This window comes from Pseudomonas sp. PDM25 (assembly GCF_019219045.1).
Classification (GTDB): Bacteria; Pseudomonadota; Gammaproteobacteria; order Pseudomonadales; family Pseudomonadaceae; genus Aquipseudomonas.
Genome location: NZ_JAHUWL010000023.1, coordinates 23,356 through 41,663 on the forward strand (window position 1 = coordinate 23,356; position 18,308 = coordinate 41,663).

22 protein-coding genes are annotated in these 18,308 nt (G+C 57.1%); 12 read left to right on the forward strand and 10 right to left on the reverse strand.

Features of this window, described 5'->3' with window-relative positions:
- Positions 1-143 precede the first annotated feature (143 nt).
- A complete protein-coding gene (locus tag KW848_RS29150) occupies positions 144-1,157 on the forward strand; it encodes an aldo/keto reductase (protein ID WP_218538875.1) in 1,014 nt (337 codons plus the stop codon).
- A 299-nt stretch (positions 1,158-1,456) separates the two neighbouring features.
- Entirely contained in the window at positions 1,457-2,344 is an 888-nt protein-coding gene (gene rarD / locus KW848_RS29155) for an EamA family transporter RarD (RefSeq protein WP_218538876.1), read from the forward strand.
- Between the two features lie 64 nt (positions 2,345-2,408).
- Here rarD and hppD read toward each other — a convergent pair whose 3' ends face one another.
- Both hppD and KW848_RS29165 read right to left on the reverse strand, forming a co-directional pair.
- On the reverse strand, positions 2,409-3,485 hold the full coding sequence (gene hppD, locus KW848_RS29160; RefSeq protein ID WP_111450107.1) for a 4-hydroxyphenylpyruvate dioxygenase: 1,077 nt from the start codon (positions 3,483-3,485) through the stop codon (positions 2,409-2,411).
- Positions 3,486-3,737: 252 nt separating this feature from the next.
- Positions 3,738-4,682 carry a DMT family transporter gene (locus KW848_RS29165; protein ID WP_218538877.1) on the reverse strand — a complete coding sequence of 315 codons (945 nt, stop codon included), beginning with the start codon at positions 4,680-4,682 and terminating at the stop codon, positions 3,738-3,740.
- Positions 4,683-4,762: 80 nt separating this feature from the next.
- Here KW848_RS29165 and KW848_RS29170 point away from each other — a divergent pair, with 80 nt between their 5' ends.
- Complete coding sequence (locus tag KW848_RS29170; RefSeq protein WP_218538878.1) at positions 4,763-5,635, forward strand: LysR family transcriptional regulator; 873 nt, start codon at positions 4,763-4,765, stop codon at positions 5,633-5,635.
- A 404-nt stretch (positions 5,636-6,039) separates the two neighbouring features.
- The gene (locus KW848_RS29175; protein WP_008155126.1) at positions 6,040-6,402 is read left to right on the forward strand and encodes a histone-like nucleoid-structuring protein, MvaT/MvaU family; all 363 of its coding nucleotides are present in this window, start codon (positions 6,040-6,042) and stop codon (positions 6,400-6,402) included.
- 174 nt (positions 6,403-6,576) lie between these two features.
- On the opposite strand, the gene KW848_RS29180 is transcribed toward KW848_RS29175, so the two are convergent.
- Positions 6,577-7,080 carry a DUF4946 domain-containing protein gene (locus KW848_RS29180; RefSeq protein WP_375154743.1) on the reverse strand — a complete coding sequence of 168 codons (504 nt, stop codon included), beginning with the start codon at positions 7,078-7,080 and terminating at the stop codon, positions 6,577-6,579.
- Between the two features lie 166 nt (positions 7,081-7,246).
- Between KW848_RS29180 and gloA the strand changes: the two genes are divergently transcribed.
- Entirely contained in the window at positions 7,247-7,768 is a 522-nt protein-coding gene (gloA, locus tag KW848_RS29185) for a lactoylglutathione lyase (RefSeq protein WP_033055156.1), read from the forward strand.
- Between the two features lie 82 nt (positions 7,769-7,850).
- On the opposite strand, the gene ahpF is transcribed toward gloA, so the two are convergent.
- The 3 genes from ahpF to KW848_RS29200 all read right to left on the reverse strand — a co-directional run bounded on the left by ahpF (position 7,851) and on the right by KW848_RS29200 (position 11,190).
- Positions 7,851-9,413, reverse strand: a complete 1,563-nt coding sequence (gene ahpF, locus KW848_RS29190; RefSeq protein WP_218538879.1) for an alkyl hydroperoxide reductase subunit F — start codon at positions 9,411-9,413, stop codon at positions 7,851-7,853.
- Between the two features lie 123 nt (positions 9,414-9,536).
- Positions 9,537-10,100: an alkyl hydroperoxide reductase subunit C gene (gene ahpC, locus KW848_RS29195; RefSeq protein WP_008155117.1), complete on the reverse strand. Its 564-nt coding sequence runs from the start codon at positions 10,098-10,100 to the stop codon at positions 9,537-9,539.
- A 145-nt stretch (positions 10,101-10,245) separates the two neighbouring features.
- Entirely contained in the window at positions 10,246-11,190 is a 945-nt protein-coding gene (locus KW848_RS29200) for a site-specific integrase (protein ID WP_111450113.1), read from the reverse strand.
- A gap of 178 nt (positions 11,191-11,368) precedes the next feature.
- Between KW848_RS29200 and KW848_RS29205 the strand changes: the two genes are divergently transcribed.
- Positions 11,369-12,388, forward strand: coding sequence for a DNA-binding protein (locus tag KW848_RS29205; RefSeq protein WP_218538880.1), 1,020 nt, complete (start codon positions 11,369-11,371; stop codon positions 12,386-12,388).
- Here KW848_RS29205 and gorA read toward each other — a convergent pair.
- Complete coding sequence (gene gorA / locus KW848_RS29210) at positions 12,385-13,743, reverse strand: glutathione-disulfide reductase (RefSeq protein WP_111450115.1); 1,359 nt, start codon at positions 13,741-13,743, stop codon at positions 12,385-12,387. The genes KW848_RS29205 and gorA overlap by 4 nt on opposite strands.
- Before the next feature lie 130 nt (positions 13,744-13,873).
- Positions 13,874-14,713 (reverse strand): UTP--glucose-1-phosphate uridylyltransferase GalU, encoded by an 840-nt coding sequence (gene galU / locus KW848_RS29215; protein ID WP_008155104.1) that lies wholly within the window; start codon positions 14,711-14,713, stop codon positions 13,874-13,876.
- A 259-nt stretch (positions 14,714-14,972) separates the two neighbouring features.
- Between galU and KW848_RS29220 the strand changes: the two genes are divergently transcribed.
- Both KW848_RS29220 and KW848_RS29225 read left to right on the forward strand, forming a co-directional pair.
- Positions 14,973-15,161, forward strand: a complete 189-nt coding sequence (locus tag KW848_RS29220; protein WP_111450116.1) for a hypothetical protein — start codon at positions 14,973-14,975, stop codon at positions 15,159-15,161.
- 139 nt (positions 15,162-15,300) lie between these two features.
- Positions 15,301-15,582, forward strand: coding sequence for a hypothetical protein (locus tag KW848_RS29225; RefSeq protein ID WP_056740098.1), 282 nt, complete (start codon positions 15,301-15,303; stop codon positions 15,580-15,582).
- Positions 15,583-15,593: 11 nt separating this feature from the next.
- On the opposite strand, the gene KW848_RS29230 is transcribed toward KW848_RS29225, so the two are convergent.
- A complete protein-coding gene (locus tag KW848_RS29230) occupies positions 15,594-15,824 on the reverse strand; it encodes a hypothetical protein (protein ID WP_111450117.1) in 231 nt (76 codons plus the stop codon).
- A 71-nt stretch (positions 15,825-15,895) separates the two neighbouring features.
- A complete protein-coding gene (locus tag KW848_RS29235; RefSeq protein WP_111450118.1) occupies positions 15,896-16,252 on the reverse strand; it encodes a hypothetical protein in 357 nt (118 codons plus the stop codon).
- 212 nt (positions 16,253-16,464) lie between these two features.
- On the opposite strand from KW848_RS29235, the gene KW848_RS29240 reads away from it, so the two are divergent.
- The 4 genes from KW848_RS29240 (at position 16,465) to KW848_RS29255 (ending at position 18,307) form a co-directional block, all read left to right on the forward strand.
- The gene (locus tag KW848_RS29240) at positions 16,465-16,767 is read left to right on the forward strand and encodes a DUF1883 domain-containing protein (protein WP_024164534.1); all 303 of its coding nucleotides are present in this window, start codon (positions 16,465-16,467) and stop codon (positions 16,765-16,767) included.
- A 29-nt stretch (positions 16,768-16,796) separates the two neighbouring features.
- Positions 16,797-16,973 (forward strand): hypothetical protein, encoded by a 177-nt coding sequence (locus tag KW848_RS29245; RefSeq protein WP_218538881.1) that lies wholly within the window; start codon positions 16,797-16,799, stop codon positions 16,971-16,973.
- Positions 16,974-17,099: 126 nt separating this feature from the next.
- On the forward strand, positions 17,100-17,606 hold the full coding sequence (locus KW848_RS29250; RefSeq protein WP_218538882.1) for a methylated-DNA--[protein]-cysteine S-methyltransferase: 507 nt from the start codon (positions 17,100-17,102) through the stop codon (positions 17,604-17,606).
- Positions 17,603-18,307, forward strand: coding sequence for a 2OG-Fe(II) oxygenase (locus KW848_RS29255; protein WP_218538883.1), 705 nt, complete (start codon positions 17,603-17,605; stop codon positions 18,305-18,307). Before KW848_RS29250 ends, KW848_RS29255 begins: the two co-directional genes overlap by 4 nt.
- Position 18,308 lies beyond the last annotated feature (1 nt).

Below are 18,308 nucleotides of genomic sequence, written 5' to 3' on the forward strand. Positions count from 1 at the left end.
GCTGGAACGCGGAGCGTCCCTTGAGGCATTCCCACGCAGAGCGTGGGAACGATCGGCACCGGGTGTTTGAGATTTGCGTTTGCTCTGGGCAGTCATTCTGGTATTTGATTGAGCCTTTCTCCCACCGGTAAAAGGATTTCGTCATGAGCTATCGCACGCTGGGTCATTCGGGTTTACAGGTTTCCACCCTGACCCTGGGCACCATGATGTTCGGCGAACAGACCAGCACCGAAGATTCCCTGCGGATCATCGACAAGGCCTGGGACCAGGGCATCAATTTCATCGACACCGCAGACGTTTACACCAACGGCCGCTCCGAAGAGATCGTCGGCGAAGCGATTGCCGGCAACCGCCACGAATGGGTGCTGGCGACCAAGGTCGGTTTCGGCCCGGTGGACGGCGTTCCAAACCGCAGCGGTCTGAGCCGCAAGCACCTGTTCAATGGCATCGACGCCAGCCTGACGCGTCTGGGCACTGACTATCTCGACATCTATTACCTGCACCGCGAAGACCACAACACGCCGCTGGAGGTCACGGTGTCAGCCATCGGCGATTTGATCCGCCAGGGCAAGATTCGCTATTGGGGTTTGTCGAACTACCGTGGCTGGCGCATCGCTGAAGTGATTCGCATCGCTGATCAACTAGGCGTCGACCGGCCGGTGATCAGTCAGCCGCTGTACAACATCGTCAACCGTCAGGCGGAAACCGAGCAGATCACCGCCGCGCAAAACTATGGCCTGGGCGTGGTGCCGTACAGTCCGCTGGCGCGTGGTGTGCTCAGCGGTAAATACGCGCCGGACGTGAAGCCGGATGCCAACAGCCGCGCCGGCCGCGCAGACAAACGCATTCTGGAAACCGAATGGCGCGTTGAATCCCTGCGCATTGCTCAGCAGATCCAGCAGTACACCCAGGGTCGCGGCGTGGGCATCGTCGAATTCGCCATCGCCTGGGTGCTGAACAACAGCGCCGTCACCTCGGCCATCGTAGGGCCGCGGACCGAAGAACAATGGGATGCCTACACCAAGGCTCAAGCGGTGAAGATTACGCCTGAGGATGAAGCGTTCATTGATTCGCTGGTGGTGCCTGGGCATGCGTCGACACCGGGGTTTAATGATGTGAGCCACTTTGTGTCGGGGCGCAAACCGCGTCTGGCTTGAGATTGATCGCGAGCAGGCTCGCTCCCACAGGGGATTCGTGGCGGATGCAGATTTTGTGTTCGGCGCAGATCAAGGTGGGAGCGAGCCTGCTCGCGAAAGCGGTGGGTCATCCAAATAAGATGCTGGATGTGCCAGCCTCTTCGCGAGCAGGCTCGCTCCCACAGGTTCTTAGCTCATTAGTTAGATAAGCTTTAGCCCACAAGAAAGCCATGTTGTGAATATTGATCACTCGGCCAATATTCAGCACAAAAACCACGTATCCTCCGCACCCGTTTCACGTTCAACTTCGCGAGGACAGTTTGTCTAAAGGTATCGCTCTATCGGTTTCAGCCTCGGTGCTGTTTGCCGTCATGTATTACTACACGTCGTTGCTCACGCCTTTGAGCGGCGTGGAAATTTTCGGTTGGCGAATGCTGCTGACCCTGCCCTGCATGACCGTGTTCATGGTGGTCTCCGGTGAATGGAAACGCGTCGTCGCCCTGTTTCGACGGCTGGTTGGCCAACCAAAACTGCTTGCCGGCCTGATCCTTTCCGCGACGCTGCTTGGCCTGCAACTTTGGTTGTTCATGTGGGCACCGCTCAATGGCTATAGCCTCGACGTGTCCCTGGGCTACTTCCTGTTGCCACTGGCCATGGTGCTGACCGGGCGGTTCGCCTATGGCGAGCGACTGTCTTACCTGCAAAAGGTTGCCGTGTTTTTTGCGTCCCTCGGCGTGCTCAACGAGCTGTATCAGGTCGGCGGTTTTTCCTGGGCGACCTTGCTGGTCGTCATCGGTTATCCGCTCTACTTCATCCTGCGCAAACGACTGGCGACCGACAACCTCGGCGGTTTGTGGATGGACATGGCCTTGATGATTCCGTTGGCGTTCTGGTTCGTACAAGGCGGTGAACAGGGTTTCGCTGTATTCGATCAACACCCGTGGCTGTCGCTGCTGATCCCGTTGCTCGGCGTCATCAGTGCTTCGGCGCTGGTGGTTTACATCATCGCCAGCCGGTTGTTGCCGTTCAGCCTGTTCGGGTTGTTGAGTTACGTCGAGCCGGTGCTGTTGCTCGGCGTCGCATTGCTGCTGGGGGAAAGCATCAAGCCCGGTGAGTGGCTGACCTACATTCCGATCTGGTTGGCGGTGGTTGTTCTGGTGTTCGAAGGGTTCAAACACCTGGTCCGGCATCGACGAAAATCGATGTAGGACCGGCACGAAAAAGCCCGGTCAGCATTGCTGCTGACCGGGCTTTTTTTACATCTGAAATGGCTTAGTCGGTGGAGAGCACGCCACGACGAACCTGGTCGCGCTCGATGGATTCGAACAGCGCCTTGAAGTTGCCTTCGCCGAAACCATCGTCGCCTTTACGCTGGATGAATTCGAAGAACACCGGGCCCATCAAGGTTTCCGAGAAGATCTGCAGCAGCAGACGCTTGTCGCCTGACTCGGACGAACCGTCCAGCAGAATGCCGCGCGATTGCAGTTGATCAACCGGCTCACCGTGGTTCGGCAAACGACCTTCGAGCATTTCGTAATAGGTTTCCGGCGGCGCGGTCATGAAACGCATGCCGATGCTTTTCAGGTGATCCCAGGTCTTGATCAGGTCATCGGACAGGAAGGCAACGTGCTGGATGCCCTCGCCGTTGAACTGCATCAGGAACTCTTCGATCTGCCCGGCACCCTTGGACGATTCTTCGTTCAACGGGATGCGGATCATGCCGTCCGGCGCGGTCATGGCCTTGGAGGTCAGGCCGGTGTATTCGCCCTTGATGTCGAAGTAACGGATTTCGCGGAAGTTGAACAGCTTCTCGTAGAAGTTGGCCCAGTAGGCCATGCGACCGCGGTACACGTTGTGGGTCAGGTGGTCGATGATCTTCAGGCCAGCCCCGACCGGGTTGCGGTCGACACCTTCGATGAACACGAAGTCGATGTCGTAGATCGAACTGCCTTCGCCGAAACGGTCGATCAGGTATAGCGGCGCGCCGCCGATGCCCTTGATCGCGGGCAGGTTCAGTTCCATCGGGCCGGTTTCGATATGAATCGGCTGGGCGCCCAGTTCCAGGGCCCGGGCAAACGCCTGCTGGGCATTCTTGACGCGGAACGCCATGCCGCACACCGACGGACCGTGCTCGGCCGCGAAGTACGAAGCGACGCTGTGGGGTTCGTTGTTGAGGATCAGGTTGATCTGGCCCTGGCGATACAGGTGTACGTCTTTGGACCGGTGGGTCGCGACCTTGGTGAAGCCCATGATCTTGAAGATCGGCTCCAGCGTGTTCGGGGTCGGCGATGCGAATTCGATGAATTCAAAGCCCATCAGGCCCATTGGGTTTTCGTATAAATCTGCCATGGTTGGCGCCTCATCATTTTCTTGTCAATTAACGGATCGTTAGTTGCTAGCAATGCTGAGACCGGCGGGTGGCGCGCAGGAGATGCCCCGCACGCTGCGGGCGAGGAAGTCACCGTAGATCAATTGAAACCCAAAACTCTTCATTGTCGACCCAAGGCTCTTGCGGGCGAGGCTTCTGCTGCCAGAAGACGATTATTCTTATATGCGTAACCCGATTCTACACAGCGTAAATAGGTTTGTCCGCCTTCTGTATCAAATCCCCTTTTTCCCTGCTCGCGCAAGGGGTTTGTTGCACAGGAAAATCCCTGCGAGGATCAGCCCTCCTCCCAGGCACATCGCCAGAGTCAACTGCTCGCCCAACAGCAGCGCACCGAGGATCACCGCCGTCAGCGGGTTCAGGGCGATGAACACACCTGAGCGCGTCGCGCCGATTTTGCGAATGCCGTCGTAATAGCCAATATAGGCCAGCGCCGAACCCAATACGCCCAGGTACATCAGGCTCAACCATTGCGTGGGTCCGAGGCTGGCGAGAGCAGCCACACTCAACTCACCACGAACAGCACTGGTCACCCACAGCATCAGCGTGCCCAACAGAATCGAGTACGTCACCGTTTGCACCGGCCCCAGGGTGTGATTCAAATCTTTGGAAAACAGCGAATAAACGCCCCAGCCAAGCACACAGCCGAAGATCAACAGATCGCCGATCCACGCGTCGGCGTTGCCGGCCAACAATTGCGGGTTGCGGCTGACGATCACCAGGCTCGCCCCGGCAATACAGATCGCGATTCCGAAAACCTTTGCTCGACTCAAGCGTTCCTTGAACAACAGCCACGACGCCAGCCCGATCACGGCCGGGTTCAACGCCACGATCAATGACGCCCGTGAGGCATTGATGTAGTGCAGCCCATAAAAGAAGCACAGGTTGTAGAAAAAGATCCCAAAGAACCCCAGCAGCGCCAATTGCAGCCATTGCCTGGGGCTGGGCCTTGCAAGGGGCACGCGGGCCAGTAGCAGAAACACCAGCAACGCAACGCTGGCCAGCAAGAATCGCAGGCTGGCGGCAAACAAAGGGCTGAGGCTGTCGGCCAGAAACCGCCCGGCGACAAAGGTGCCGCCCCAGATCATGGTGACGGCGGCCAGTTTCAGATAAACCGGGACATCCGAAGGGCTGGACAGGCTTTGTTCACAGGTCGTCATAGGTTTCCAGAACGAGAAAATCGGGAGAGATGACGTATCATTCGGCTAATACCTTCTCATCGTAAAATGAGTAAACACTCATGACACTGACCCAACTGGAGATATTTTCTCTGGTCGCCGAGCTTCACGGTTTTACCGCGGCAGCCAATCGCTTGGGGATTTCCCAATCCGCGGTCTCTCACGCCCTCAAGTCGCTGGAACAGGAATTGGGCGTCGAGCTGCTGCGCCGGCATCAGTCCCGGGTCGAACTCAGCGACATCGGCCAACAGCTTTTGCTGCGCGCCCGGGCGATGCTGGGCCTGGCCAACACCCTGCGCCAGGAAGCGGCCGATGCTCGCGGGATGAAACGCGGCACGTTGCGCATCGGCTCGTTCGGCCCGACCTCATCGATCAAACTGCTGCCGCTGATCCTGCAGCACTACCGCGCGGCTCACCCGGGCATCGAGGTCCATATAGATGAAGGCCCGGACCGGCAGGTGATCCAGTGGCTGGAGGAGCGGCGCATCGATATCGGCTTTGTGGTATTGCCCGAGGAACGGTTCGACACCTTTGCGCTGATCGAGGACCAAATGGTCGCGCTGCTGCCCGTCGATCATCCGCTGGCCCGCCGCGACAGCCTTAGCTTGAGCGATTTGTGCAACGACCCCTTTGTCTTGACCGAGGCCGGTTCGTCGGAACTGGTGTCGCGACTGTTCAGCGCTGCGCGGCTGACACCGAACATCCGTTATCGCTGCTCGCAACTACTGAGCACGCTGGACACCGTTGGCCGAGGCGACGCGCTGACGGTCGTCGCCGAAAGCTCATTGCCCGATGATCGCGACAGTCGCTACGTGAAAAAACCGCTGTCGCCAACGGTCACACGCCAGGTGGGTCTGGCAGTGCTCGATCTGCGCCAGTCATCACCCGCGACGCTGGCCTTTATCAAACTGGCAGAGCGACTGAACGACCGTTGAGCGGCGTACGCGCCGGGGGCCAACTATCATGGCCTCTACCTGAACTCTTTTTGGAAGGCGTTCGGTCCTGCCGATTATCTGACCGCTCACGGCGTGAACTTCTTGCAAGGTTTTCTGTTCGGCCGGCCAATGCCCGGCGCGGACTTCATTAACGCATTAAGTCACCATTAACTAGCGGCGCTCAGCGACGTGACAAGGAAATCGCGCACCAATTTGAATCAAAAGACTACTGTTGTTACATGAAGAAAAAGACAGGATTTACTCTTGGCCAATTAACTACTACAATTTTTCATGCCTGCACTAGATTGGCAGGTGAGCCATTATCACCGGGTCGCTTCAAGGCTCTTGGCTTATAGCTTTGTTTGCGGTTGGTATCAGCCAAACACACTATTGGAGTAAAGATATTGTCCAGACTCGCTGAATTTCGTGCAGCTGAAAAGGCCCTTCAAGAGCAGCTCAAGCAGCTGGAAACCCTGAAGAATGATGCCGGGCTCAAGAAAGAAATCGAATTCGAAGAAAAGCTCCAGGGGCTGATGAAAACCTACGGCAAGAGCTTGCGCGACATCATCGCCATTCTCGATCCGAACCCGGCCAAATCCGGTCTGCAACAGGCAACACCTAAAACCCGCCGCGCTCGCGTGGTCAAGGTTTATCAGAATCCACACACCGGTGAACTGATTGAAACCAAGGGTGGCAACCACCGCGGCCTGAAAGCCTGGAAGGAACAATACGGTGCCGCTACCGTTGATTCCTGGCTGCGCGGCTAAGCACTCGCGGTGACCAAAAAGCCCTGCCAATGCAGGGCTTTTTCATGGATGCCTTCTAAATGCAACGATTGGCGGCGATCAACTCGCTACTTGTTGAACAACTTTGTGCTTAATCCGTTTGGGTATCTAAAAATTTCAGAATGCGCTGAAACCGGCAGCCATTGAAATCTTTAACTAAAGTTTCAAGCTGTTACGGGCTGTCTCTATTTCATCCTGACTTGCCTTATAAACCTCTGCCTGCCCCGCGTAGGAAAGAACATAGGCCTTATCGCCATCCACGGCGGCAACCAATGTTTGAGAGAGCACATGCCTTCCGTTCTGCGTGATCGTGCAGGTAGTTTCCAGCGCTGATAAGCGGCTCAAGGTCGTCGGGTGAATCTTGTTGCAGACACTTTGATAACCGCCTTGAAAGAAGTCCTTCTGCACCGACTTGCGCATCTCCAGCAATACGCCTTGCAGATTTACCTGATGACCGCTTTCCACCTGAGTCATGGTCAACTCCATCACCATCACCGGCGTGCCGCCCTGATCGTTTTTCACCGCGCGCTGGCGGGATACCTGGGCGTTGGCGTCATCTTGCGGGACAGCTTCGACCTCCCAGCCGTTGGGCCAAGTCATGATTGGCTCGTCTGCGTGAGCGCTGTTAACACCTGCAAGCACACAGATCAGGACGAACATCGATTTACAAAAACGCATCATTGCAATGAACACTCACGGATTGAACCGTAAAGTCTGAGCCTCGCCCGTCGGTCAGGCAATAGCCGACTGTTTGGGTTTGGTGATGTCAGAGCCCTTGCGTATCATTGTCGCCATTCGTTAGCCCCACTTATTTTCCGGAGGGCCCATGAGCCTGCACGAATTGAACACCTTCCCAGGCGTGACTGCCCAACCTGACACCGCCACCCAGAAGTTCGTCTTCAACCACACCATGCTGCGGGTCAAGGACATCACCAAGTCCCTGGATTTCTACACGCGCATTTTGGGTTTCTCGCTGGTTGAAAAGCGCGATTTCCCGGAAGCCGAGTTCAGCCTGTACTTCCTGGCGCTGGTTGATAAAAACCAGATCCCGGCCGACGCTGCTGCTCGCACCGAGTGGATGAAGTCGATCCCCGGCATTCTCGAGCTGACCCACAACCACGGCACCGAGAACGACGCGGATTTCGCTTACCACAACGGCAACACCGACCCGCGTGGCTTCGGTCACATCTGCATCTCAGTGCCGGATATCGTCGCGGCGTGCGAGCGCTTCGAAGCGCTGGGCTGCGATTTCCAGAAGCGCTTGAATGACGGCCGTATGAAGAGCCTGGCATTCATCAAAGACCCGGATGCGTACTGGGTCGAAATCATCCAGCCTGCACCGATGTAAGCCCGCTCCCACATTGGGAATGTGCAAGACATAAAAAACCCCATGATCGCTCATGGGGTTTTTGTGTTTTCAGCGTCGGGTTTTATGCCGGAGCCGAGGTCCGGATCAAGTGATCGAATGCGCTGAGGGAGGCCTTGGCGCCCTCGCCCACCGCAATCACGATCTGTTTGTACGGCACGGTGGTCACGTCACCGGCAGCGAACACACCCGGCATCGACGTTTCACCGCGGGCATCGACGATGATCTCACCGCGAGGCGACAACTCGATGGTGCCTTTGAGCCAGTCGGTATTGGGCAGCAAACCGATCTGTACGAAGATCCCTTCCAGCTCGACACTACGCAACTCGTCCGACTGACGATCCTTGTAACGCAAGCCGTTGACCTTCTGGCCGTCGCCCAACACTTCAGTGGTTTGCGCACTGGTAATCACGGTGACGTTCGGCAAGCTGTGCAACTTGCGCTGCAAGACCGCATCGGCGCGCAGCTGCACGTCAAACTCCAGCAGTGTTACGTGGGACACGATACCCGCCAGGTCGATGGCCGCTTCGACGCCGGAGTTACCGCCGCCAATCACCGCCACGCGCTTGCCTTTGAACAGCGGACCGTCGCAGTGCGGGCAGTACGCAACGCCTTTGTTGCGGTATTGCTGCTCACCCGGGACGTTCATTTCACGCCACCGCGCACCGGTCGCCAGGATCACGGTCTTGGCTTTCAGGGTCGCGCCGCTGGCGAAGCGGACTTCGTGCAGCTCGCCATTTTTACCCGGCACCAACTTGTCGGCGCGCTGCAGGTTCATGATGTCGACGTCGTATTGCTTGACGTGTTCTTCCAGCGCCACCGCCAGTTTCGGCCCTTCGGTTTCCTGCACGGAGATGAAGTTCTCGATGGCCATGGTGTCGAGCACCTGCCCACCAAAACGTTCAGCCGCCACACCGGTACGAATGCCTTTACGGGCAGCGTAGATCGCGGCCGAAGCACCGGCCGGGCCACCGCCGACGACCAGCACGTCGAAAGCTTCTTTGGCGCTGATCTTCTCGGCCTGACGCTCGATGCCGCTGGTGTCGATCTTGGCGAGAATTTCTTCGAGGCCCATTCGGCCCTGGCCAAAGTTCACGCCGTTCAGGTAAACGCTTGGCACGGCCATGATCTGACGGTCATCGACTTCGGCCTGGAACAGCGCGCCGTCAATGGCGACGTGGCGGATGTTCGGGTTAAGCACGGCCATCAGGTTCAGTGCCTGGACCACGTCCGGGCAGTTCTGGCAGGACAGCGAGAAGTAAGTCTCGAAGCTGAACTCGCCTTTGAGCGAGCGGATCTGTTCGATCACTTCAACGCTGGCTTTCGAAGGGTGACCGCCGACTTGCAGCAAGGCCAGCACCAGGGATGTGAATTCGTGGCCCATCGGGATGCCGGCGAAACGCAGGCTGATATCGGCACCCGTGCGGTTGATCGAGAACGATGGTTTACGGGCATCGTCACCGTTGTCGAGCAAGGTAATTTGAGTAGAAAGACTGGCAACGTCTTTGAGTAATGCGAGCATTTCCTGGGATTTCGCACCGTCGTCGAGGGATGCAACGATCTCGATCGGCTGGGTGACCCGTTCCAGGTATGACTTCAACTGGGCTTTAAGATTGGCGTCCAACATACGGGCGATTTCCTTTTTGAATTCGAAAAAAAACGCCCGAGCGAATCTCGCCCGGGCGTTTTTATTGGGCGGTTGCAGCTTACTTAGGTGCGGAAACCCGCCCTGATGATGCGATCCACAGACTTAGATCTTGCCGACCAGGTCCAGGGACGGAGCCAGAGTGGCCTCGCCTTCTTTCCACTTGGCTGGGCAAACCTGGCCTGGGTGAGCAGCGACGTACTGAGCAGCCTTGATTTTGCGCAGCAACTCGGAAGCGTCACGGCCAACGCCGCCATCGTTCAGTTCAACGATTTTGATCTGGCCTTCAGGGTTGATCACGAAGGTGCCACGGTCAGCCAGACCTGCTTCTTCGATCAGCACGTCGAAGTTGCGGGAGATGGCGTGAGTCGGGTCGCCGATCATGGTGTACTGGATTTTGCCGATGGCTGGCGAAGTGTTGTGCCAGGCAGCGTGGGCAAAGTGGGTATCGGTGGAAACGCTGTAGATCTCGACGCCCAGCTTCTGGAACGCGTCGTAGTTGTCAGCCAGGTCTTCCAGTTCGGTCGGGCAAACGAAGGTGAAGTCGGCTGGGTAGAAGAACACGACAGACCACTTGCCTTTCAGGTCAGCGTCCGACACTTGTACGAAGTCGCCATTTTTGTAGGCGGTAGCTTTGAACGGTTTAACTTGGCTGTTGATGATAGGCATCGATGACTCTCCGTCAGGGTTTAAAAGTTTGGTTGAGAAGTTGATGGAGTGGATCCTACCGACTCGATTGCCGGATGGCTCATTGGCAAAGCTCATGCTGCTCATTGGTTTTCGCTATTAGCCGAACGTATTAATAGAAGAAACCTTACTTGGCAGCGCCAATGGTTTTTTCCGCGAGCGGTGTCATCCCGAGAAACGGGCTGGCTTCAACATAGCGCATGGCGGACTTCATATCCTTCCAGCCCACGTAACTCATCAACGACTTCAAATCCCACCCGCTCTGATGCGCCCAGGTAGCAAAGCCGCGGCGCAAGGAGTGACTGGTGTAGTGCTCGGCCGGGATGCCGGCGCGCTCCAGCGCCTGGCGCAGTAACGGGATCACGCTGTTGGCGTGCAGCCCCTCCTCGCTCAGGTGGCCCCAGCGGTCGATGCCCCGGAATACCGGCCCGCGAACCAACGCGGCTTCGCTGATCCAGTCGATGTACGCCTGCACCGGGCACAGGCGCTGCAACGCTGGCGTCTGGTAAGTCTTGCCGAGGTTTTCGCGGTCGCTCTTGGTTCGCGGCAAATACAGCGTGATGCCTGAGCCGGCAGCCGCTTGCACGTGCTCGATCTGTAACCGGCACAACTCATCGCTACGAAAACCGCGCCAGAAGCCCAACAGGATCAGTGCCCTGTCGCGCCTGGCCCGCAACAGAGCCGGTTGATCGTGTTCGGATTTTGCGGTGTGCGCTTCTTGCTCCAGCCAGGCAACGACTTGCTCCAGATGTTGAAGCTGTAACGGCTCGGCCTGTTTTTCTTGAGCCGGGTGTAGCGCGCGAATGCCCTTGAAGACCTTGCGCACCACCGGCGCCTTGGTGGGATCAGGAAAACCCTGACTGTTGTGCCATTGCGCCAGCGCTGACAAACGCAATTTCAAGGTATTGATCGACAGCACACCCGCATGAGCGACGAGGTAACGCGCCACGCTGTCACTGGTCGCCGGCAGGAAACCGCCCCAACTGACTTCGAAATGCTCGATAGCCGCCCGGTAGCTGCGACGGGTGTTGTCGCGGGTGGCGGCTTGCAGGTAACGATCCAGCTCAGTCATGGGCTCAACTCTCTAAAACGTACCGCTTTGGCGGGTGAAAACGCGCTACAGGGCTTATCACGCGGGGTAATACCAGTATATCCCGCCTGAATACTTGTCGTATTTTACGTTTTTATGTTGCGTGGTACATTGTGTACTTAGGTGGCATGTACCACAGTACGAAATCGTAGGAGAACTCATGGCTCGTGGCGGTGTAAACAAAGCGGTGGTGCAAGCGGCGCGCCTGGCAATTCTGGCGCGCGGTGAAAACCCAAGCATCGATGCGGTACGGATCGAGATGGGCAACACGGGCTCGAAAACCACAATTCATCGCTATTTGAAGGAACTGGATAACGGCACCGAGCGCACCGAAGTACTGCCAGAACCGATTGATGACGAGCTGGCGGGACTGGTCGCGCGGCTGGCACAAAGACTCAAGGAACAGGCTCAGGAGCCTATCGATCAGGCCCGCGAGCAGTTCGATAAACAAAAGAAAGCGCTGGATACGCAACTGCATGAAGCCCAACAAGCCAACACGCAATTGCAGCAGCAGTACGAAATTCAAAGCCTGGCACTAACTCAAGAGTCCGAGGCCCTGCAAGAAACCGGCGCCATGCTGCAGACCGAGCAAACCCGCAACGCCGGACTGAACCAGGCGCTGGCGGATTTCGAATTACGCTTGCAAGACAAGGATGAGCAGATCCGCTCACTGGAAGAAAAGCACCTGCACGCTCGCGATGCCCTGGAACATTATCGCAACGCTGTCAAAGAACAACGCGAGCAGGAGCAACGTCGCCACGAAAGCCAGGTGCAGCAGATTCAAATGGAGTTGCGCCAGGCCCAGCAAAGCGCATTGGTGCGTCAGGATGAGATCACGCAATTGCACCGCGACAACGAGCGTTTGCTGACGGAGAACCGTGGCACCCTGAGAGAATTGAGCCTGCTGCAGGATCAACTCAAGCAAACCAACGCTCGACAGGATCAGTTACTGGAACAGGTCAACCGTATCGACAACGAACGCACCCTCCTCCAGGAACGCTTGCGCGCTGCCCTGCTGGAAAGCCAGTCACTGAAACAGAGCGTCGATGAGCAGTCGCAGATAAACAAAGCGCTGGAAATTGAGTTACTCAAGACTCAGGCGAATCTCGATGAGAGCGTGCGCCTGGCGGCCGTCATTGCGACAGCGCCAGACGCATCAGAGCCCAAAAAGGACGATTAACCCGCGACCGGCGTGCGCATGGTGACGAATTCTTCGGCGGCAGTGGGGTGCACGCCGATGGTTTCATCGAAGTCGCGCTTGGTGGCACCTGCCTTCAAGGCGATCGCCAAGCCCTGAACAATTTCCCCAGCCTCCGGACCGACCATGTGACAGCCCAGAACCTTGTCGGTCTTGGCGTCCACCACCAGTTTCATCAGGGTTCGCTCCTGACATTCGGTCAGGGTCAGTTTCATTGGACGGAAGCGGCTTTCGAAGATCACCACATCGTGACCGGCCTCCCGCGCCTCTTCCTCGGTGAAACCGACCGTGCCGATGTTCGGCAAGCTGAACACCGCGGTCGGGATCATCTTGTAATCCACCGGGCGATATTGCTCAGGCTTGAACAAACGTCGCGCCACGGCCATGCCTTCGGCCAGAGCGACCGGCGTCAGCTGAACCCGACCGATGACATCGCCAAGCGCCAGGATCGACGGTTCAGCCGTCTGATACTGCTCGTCGACTTCGACGAAACCTTTCTTGTCGAGTTTGACCCCTGTATTTTCCAGCCCAAGATTGTCGAGCATCGGACGTCGACCGGTGGCGTAGAACACACAATCCGCTTCCAGCTCACGGCCGTCCTTGAGGGTCACCTTCAGGCTGCCATCGGACTGCTTGTCGATACGCTCGATGTCGGCGTTGAACTGCAGGTCCATGCCACGCTTGGTCAGCTCTTCCTGCAAGTGTTTGCGCACCGCACCGTCGAAGCCGCGCAGGAACAGCTCACCGCGATACAGCAACGTGGTGTCGGCGCCCAGACCGTGGAAGATCCCGGCGAATTCGACGGCGATGTAACCACCGCCTACGACCAGAACACGTTTGGGCAGCTCTTTGAGGAAGAACGCCTGGTTGGAACTGATTGCATGCTCATGCCCCGGAATCTCCGGAATCTGTGGCCAGCCACCGGTAGCAATCAGGATGTTTTTGGCGGTGTAGCGCTCGCCATTGATCTCGACCTGGTGCGGATCAACGATTTTGGCGTGGCCTTCATGCAAGGTCACGCCGCTGTTAACCAGCAGGTTGCGATAGATGCCGTTCAGTCGATTGATCTCGCGATCCTTGTTGGCGATCAGCGTCGCCCAATCGAACTTCGCTTCGCCCGGCGTCCAGCCAAAACCCGAAGACTGCTCGAAGTCTTCGGCGAAGTGTGCGCCGTAGACCAGCAGTTTCTTCGGCACACAGCCGACGTTCACACAGGTGCCGCCAAGATAGCGGCTCTCGGCCACAGCCACTTTCGCGCCAAAACCGGCAGCAAAACGCGCAGCCCGCACACCGCCGGAACCGGCGCCAATCACATAAAGGTCAAAATCGTAGGCCATTTTCAATCTCCTCGGCAGTCCACAAGCATACCCGCAGACATCCGTTGGGCAAGCGCTGCAAACGATATGGGGACGGAAAATGAAAAAGCCACCCGAAGGTGGCTTTTCGATACAAGTGGGTCAGAGGCTATCAGTAAGCCTTGCCAGTCTTGTAGAAGTTCTCGAAGCAGAAGTTGGTGGCCTCGATGTAGCCTTCAGCGCCACCGCAGTCAAAACGCTTGCCCTTGAACTTGTAGGCAATCACGCAACCGTTTTTCGCCTGCTTCATCAGGGCGTCGGTGATTTGAATCTCGCCGCCTTTGCCTGGCTCGGTTTGTTTGATCAGCTCGAAAATATCCGGCGTCAGGATGTAACGACCGATGATCGCAAGGTTCGACGGTGCGTCTTCCGGGGCTGGTTTTTCGACCATGTTGCGAACGCGGTACAAATCATCAGCGATCAGCTCGCCGGCGATCACGCCGTACTTGTTGGTTTCCTGCGGATCCACTTCCTGGATCGCAACGATGGTGCAGCGATACTGCTCGTACAGCTTGACCATCTGGGTCAGGACGCCGTCGCCTTCGAGGTTGACGCACAAGTCGTCCGCCAGCACTACCGCGAACGGTTCGTCACCGATCAGCGGGCGACCAGTCAGGATCGCGTGGCCCAGGCCTTTCATTTCGGTCTGACGGGTGTAGGAGAACGAACACTCGTCCAACAGTTTGCGGATGCCGACCAGGTATTTTTCCTTGTCGGTGCCTTTGATCTGGTTTTCCAGCTCGTAGCTGATGTCGAAGTGGTCTTCCAGAGCGCGTTTACCGCGACCGGTGACGATGGAGATTTCGGTCAACCCAGCGTCCAGTGCTTCTTCGACGCCGTACTGGATCAGTGGCTTGTTTACCACCGGCAGCATTTCTTTGGGCATGGCTTTAGTCGCTGGCAGGAAGCGAGTACCGTAACCGGCTGCTGGGAACAAGCATTTCTTGATCATATAAGTCCTTGATAGGGCTGTGTGTACGAGTTTCGGCGCAGTCTAATCAGGCGGCGTGCACCTTACAATGCCCCCGCGCTGGCTAACCGATGCCATCATAGAGAAATATTCTCGCGGATAGTTCCCGAGATAACTCCGCAGCCTTTATAGATAGCACAGACCATCAGGTCTGCACGGCCGCCAATCCTACACCTTCAGCACCCGTTGAGTGCATTTGGCGCTATCATTGCGCGATTGAACCAGCCAACGAGGCAGATAGATGTCGGAAGCAAAAAGTGTCAACGGGTTCCTGATCAATCAGGCGAAAGACGGCCAGTGGTGGGTAGACAGTGCAGGCGGCGAAAATATCGCCGGGCCTTTCCCTACCGAAGCGTTGGCGATTGAAGTGGCATCCGTTCTGGAGCTCGAACACCCAGCCCCGAAGCGTCGCGGCAAGGACAAGTCCTGAGAAGTACCGAACTCGGCCCAAGCCCTGCCTTACGCGGGGCTTTTTTGCGATTGCCTGAAACTAAGTGGCCATTCGCTATAACCTTTTGATGCCAGCGCTGTCACAGGCTCAGCCCCTTCATCCTGATGACGACAACGACATGAATAAATTCTTGCCACTGATTGCGGCACTGGCCCTGAGCGGCTGCGCCACTTCCGAAACGACCTACCTGAACAACGGCGAGCAAGGCCTGGCCATCGACTGCTCCGGGGAAGCCAATTCCTGGGCGACCTGCTACGAAAAAGCCGATGCCTCTTGCGCCGGCACCGGCTATCGGATCGTCGGTACCGACGGAACACCCTCGACCAAGGAAAGCGACAAGACGCTGGGCGTCGACGTCGGCAATTACAAGAACCGCAGCGTCGTGGTGGTCTGCAAGTAAGGCGCCCTGCCCTACATGTGAATTTCGGCGAACTTGATCCCCAGACCGCGCACCGTCTCGATCAATTCATCGAGGCTACTGAAGGATTCGACTTCATCGTTTTCATCCACCAGAAAATAACTGCGCCCGGCGCTTTTCTTGAAAAACACGATCCATTCGCCCGGATTCGCCGGATTCTGAATCACGTGGGTGGCAGAGATGTGACCCTCTGCATGGCGCTGCTGTACCTGCTCTCGCTTCATGCTCGACTCCAGAAATGACAATGCCGCCAAAGCGCTGCTTTGGCGGCATCGTGCTGACGGGCGACAGTCTATCAGCCGGAAATGCACGCCGTAGCGGCATTGCGTACATCCATGGGGCGCAACGGCACATTTGATATACGCTCATGCAATTTGATGCTGCTGCCAGTGGAGCGGTCTTCGATATCAAATACCGCGGCCGGCCCCGACGAGAACTTCTGCGGCACGATGACTCGCATACCATCCTTGTGCGGCTCGACTTGCAGGGCTCCCCGGCTACCGGCCAGTTTTTCGGTCAGGCATTGCGCGTACTCATGAGGCTTCTTGCCTGAAATTACGTTCATGGTCGGTAGCGACTCATTGATCTCCGAGACACTCGCACAACCACTCATCGCTATTGCCATAGGCAGGAACAGCACACCCCACTTCATACAACACCTCCGATAAAGACACTCCGACAGTACAAATGCTGTTTTTCTCCGAGGCATGCTGCATTTATCGCTCATAGAATTCCGAATAACTGTTTTTAATTGTCAAAGCAGACCTCGACGACCGGATAATAACCCGTTCGGGCTGATAAACTGCGCCAATCGCACATGCTATCGTTTTGATTTTGTAGAAAAAGCCCTTCTGGAGGCGCCTCATGAAATTTATCCACCAGCGCGAGCACCTCAACGAAGACGACATCGTCGTCATTCAATGCTCCCAAACATGCAATATCCGCTTGATGAACGACGCCAATTTCCGCAGTTTCAAAAATGGCGGCCGCCATACTTATCACGGTGGTGCATTCGACACCTTCCCAGCCCGGATTACTGCACCGAGCACCGGTTTCTGGAACATCACCATCGACACGGTCAACCGCCGGCCGATCAGCGTGACTCGCAAACCGACCCTGACTCACACCATCAAGATCATCCGCCGCTCCAGCACGAAACTGAGCTGAGTGACACCCAAACACCAAGACAAGCAGGTATGACCGTGGCTCAAACGACCAAGTACGTCATCAAGTACAAACTCAATGGTGAGCGTCGCTTCGAATTTGCCCAACTTGAAAAAGGCACCGAAGAAGAAGCCAAGGCCGCATTGGATGCTCTTCACGGTTCGAGCGAAGACGTCATCAGCGACATCAACGTCAGCAAAGCGCTGTAACGGGATCCGGAGCGACAACATGGACGTCTGCTCCTGTCTCTGGAATTCAACCGCAAGCGCCGGAGTGTTAACGAAGTCCCCGCTCCCTAGACTGGCTACCTCAACCTTTGGTTAAGGAGTCAGAACATGTCTACTTCCTCGATTCGCTTCATCAGCGGCACTTCCAGCCTTGGCGTCTTGCTGCTGGCGTTCAGCGCCGAGGGCTTGTGTGCACTGCTGATCGGTGATGATCTGGCAATGCTGGAACGCGATCTTTCGCAACGCTTCCCCGGCCAACAAGCACCGCAGCGCGATGAAGGCTTGATGCCTGCGCTGGAGAAAACCCTGCGCCACCTCGAAGACCCGCGCACCACTCTGGATTTGCCGCTGGATCTGACAGGCAGCGTGTTTCAACGGCGAGTCTGGGATGCCCTGCGGCAAATACCCGTGGGTGAAACCGCCAGCTATCTGGATATCGCGCGACAACTGGGTCAACCCACGGCTTTTCGGGCGGTGGCCAATGCCTGCGGAGCCAACCCGCTGGCGGTGATCGTGCCGTGCCATCGAGTGCTGCGTCAGGATGGCAGCCTTGGCGGCTACCGTTGGGGGCTGGAGCGCAAACGGCAACTGCTGGATCGTGAGGCGCAGCGATGAGCGAGCGTTCTCTCGATGAACTGGACTGGGAAGCGCTGGCACAGCAACTCGATCAGGATGGCTGCGCGATCATCCGGTCGCTTTTAAGCCACGAGACATGCGATGAAATCAGCGCTCTGTACGCCAGTCCCGAGCCGTTTCGCTCGCAAGTGATCATGGCTCGTCACGGCTTTGGCCGTGGCGAGTACAAATACTTCAAATACCCGTTGCCGGATATCGTCGCCCGTTTGCGCAGCGCGCTCTATCCTCGATTGGTGCCCATTGCCAATCGCTGGTGCGCGCACATGGACCTGCCGACCCGTTTCCCTGAAGCGCATGAAGCGTTCCTCGACCGCTGTCATGCCGCCGGTCAGACACGCCCGACGCCGTTGTTGCTGCAATATGGACCGCAGGACTACAACTGCTTGCATCAGGACCTGTACGGCGAACACGTCTTCCCGCTGCAAGTGGCGATTCTGCTGTCAGAGCCGGACGACGACTTCACCGGTGGCGAGTTCGTGCTGACGGAACAGCGCCCGCGGATGCAGTCGCGCCCTCAGGTCATTGGCCTGAAGAAAGGCGACGGGCTGATCTTTGCCGTCAACCAACGACCGGTCAAAGGCGTTCGTGGCTATTACCGAGTCACCCTGCGCCACGGCGTGAGTCGCCTGCACAGTGGAAAACGGCATACCCTTGGAATCATCTTTCACGACGCGCTATGAC

Coding starts and splice junctions, on each gene's coding strand:
- KW848_RS29150 (WP_218538875.1), top strand. CDS start 144: ATGAGCTATCGCACGCTGGGTCATTCGGGTTTACAGGTTTCCACCCTG.
- hppD (WP_111450107.1), bottom strand. CDS start 3,485: ATGGCAGATTTATACGAAAACCCAATGGGCCTGATGGGCTTTGAATTC.
- KW848_RS29165 (WP_218538877.1), bottom strand. CDS start 4,682: ATGACGACCTGTGAACAAAGCCTGTCCAGCCCTTCGGATGTCCCGGTT.
- KW848_RS29170 (WP_218538878.1), top strand. CDS start 4,763: ATGACACTGACCCAACTGGAGATATTTTCTCTGGTCGCCGAGCTTCAC.
- KW848_RS29180 (WP_375154743.1), bottom strand. CDS start 7,080: ATGTTCGTCCTGATCTGTGTGCTTGCAGGTGTTAACAGCGCTCACGCA.
- gloA (WP_033055156.1), top strand. CDS start 7,247: ATGAGCCTGCACGAATTGAACACCTTCCCAGGCGTGACTGCCCAACCT.
- ahpF (WP_218538879.1), bottom strand. CDS start 9,413: ATGTTGGACGCCAATCTTAAAGCCCAGTTGAAGTCATACCTGGAACGG.
- ahpC (WP_008155117.1), bottom strand. CDS start 10,100: ATGCCTATCATCAACAGCCAAGTTAAACCGTTCAAAGCTACCGCCTAC.
- KW848_RS29200 (WP_111450113.1), bottom strand. CDS start 11,190: ATGACTGAGCTGGATCGTTACCTGCAAGCCGCCACCCGCGACAACACC.
- KW848_RS29205 (WP_218538880.1), top strand. CDS start 11,369: ATGGCTCGTGGCGGTGTAAACAAAGCGGTGGTGCAAGCGGCGCGCCTG.
- gorA (WP_111450115.1), bottom strand. CDS start 13,743: ATGGCCTACGATTTTGACCTTTATGTGATTGGCGCCGGTTCCGGCGGT.
- galU (WP_008155104.1), bottom strand. CDS start 14,713: ATGATCAAGAAATGCTTGTTCCCAGCAGCCGGTTACGGTACTCGCTTC.
- KW848_RS29220 (WP_111450116.1), top strand. CDS start 14,973: ATGTCGGAAGCAAAAAGTGTCAACGGGTTCCTGATCAATCAGGCGAAA.
- KW848_RS29225 (WP_056740098.1), top strand. CDS start 15,301: ATGAATAAATTCTTGCCACTGATTGCGGCACTGGCCCTGAGCGGCTGC.
- KW848_RS29230 (WP_111450117.1), bottom strand. CDS start 15,824: ATGAAGCGAGAGCAGGTACAGCAGCGCCATGCAGAGGGTCACATCTCT.
- KW848_RS29235 (WP_111450118.1), bottom strand. CDS start 16,252: ATGAAGTGGGGTGTGCTGTTCCTGCCTATGGCAATAGCGATGAGTGGT.
- KW848_RS29240 (WP_024164534.1), top strand. CDS start 16,465: ATGAAATTTATCCACCAGCGCGAGCACCTCAACGAAGACGACATCGTC.
- KW848_RS29245 (WP_218538881.1), top strand. CDS start 16,797: ATGACCGTGGCTCAAACGACCAAGTACGTCATCAAGTACAAACTCAAT.
- KW848_RS29250 (WP_218538882.1), top strand. CDS start 17,100: ATGTCTACTTCCTCGATTCGCTTCATCAGCGGCACTTCCAGCCTTGGC.
- KW848_RS29255 (WP_218538883.1), top strand. CDS start 17,603: ATGAGCGAGCGTTCTCTCGATGAACTGGACTGGGAAGCGCTGGCACAG.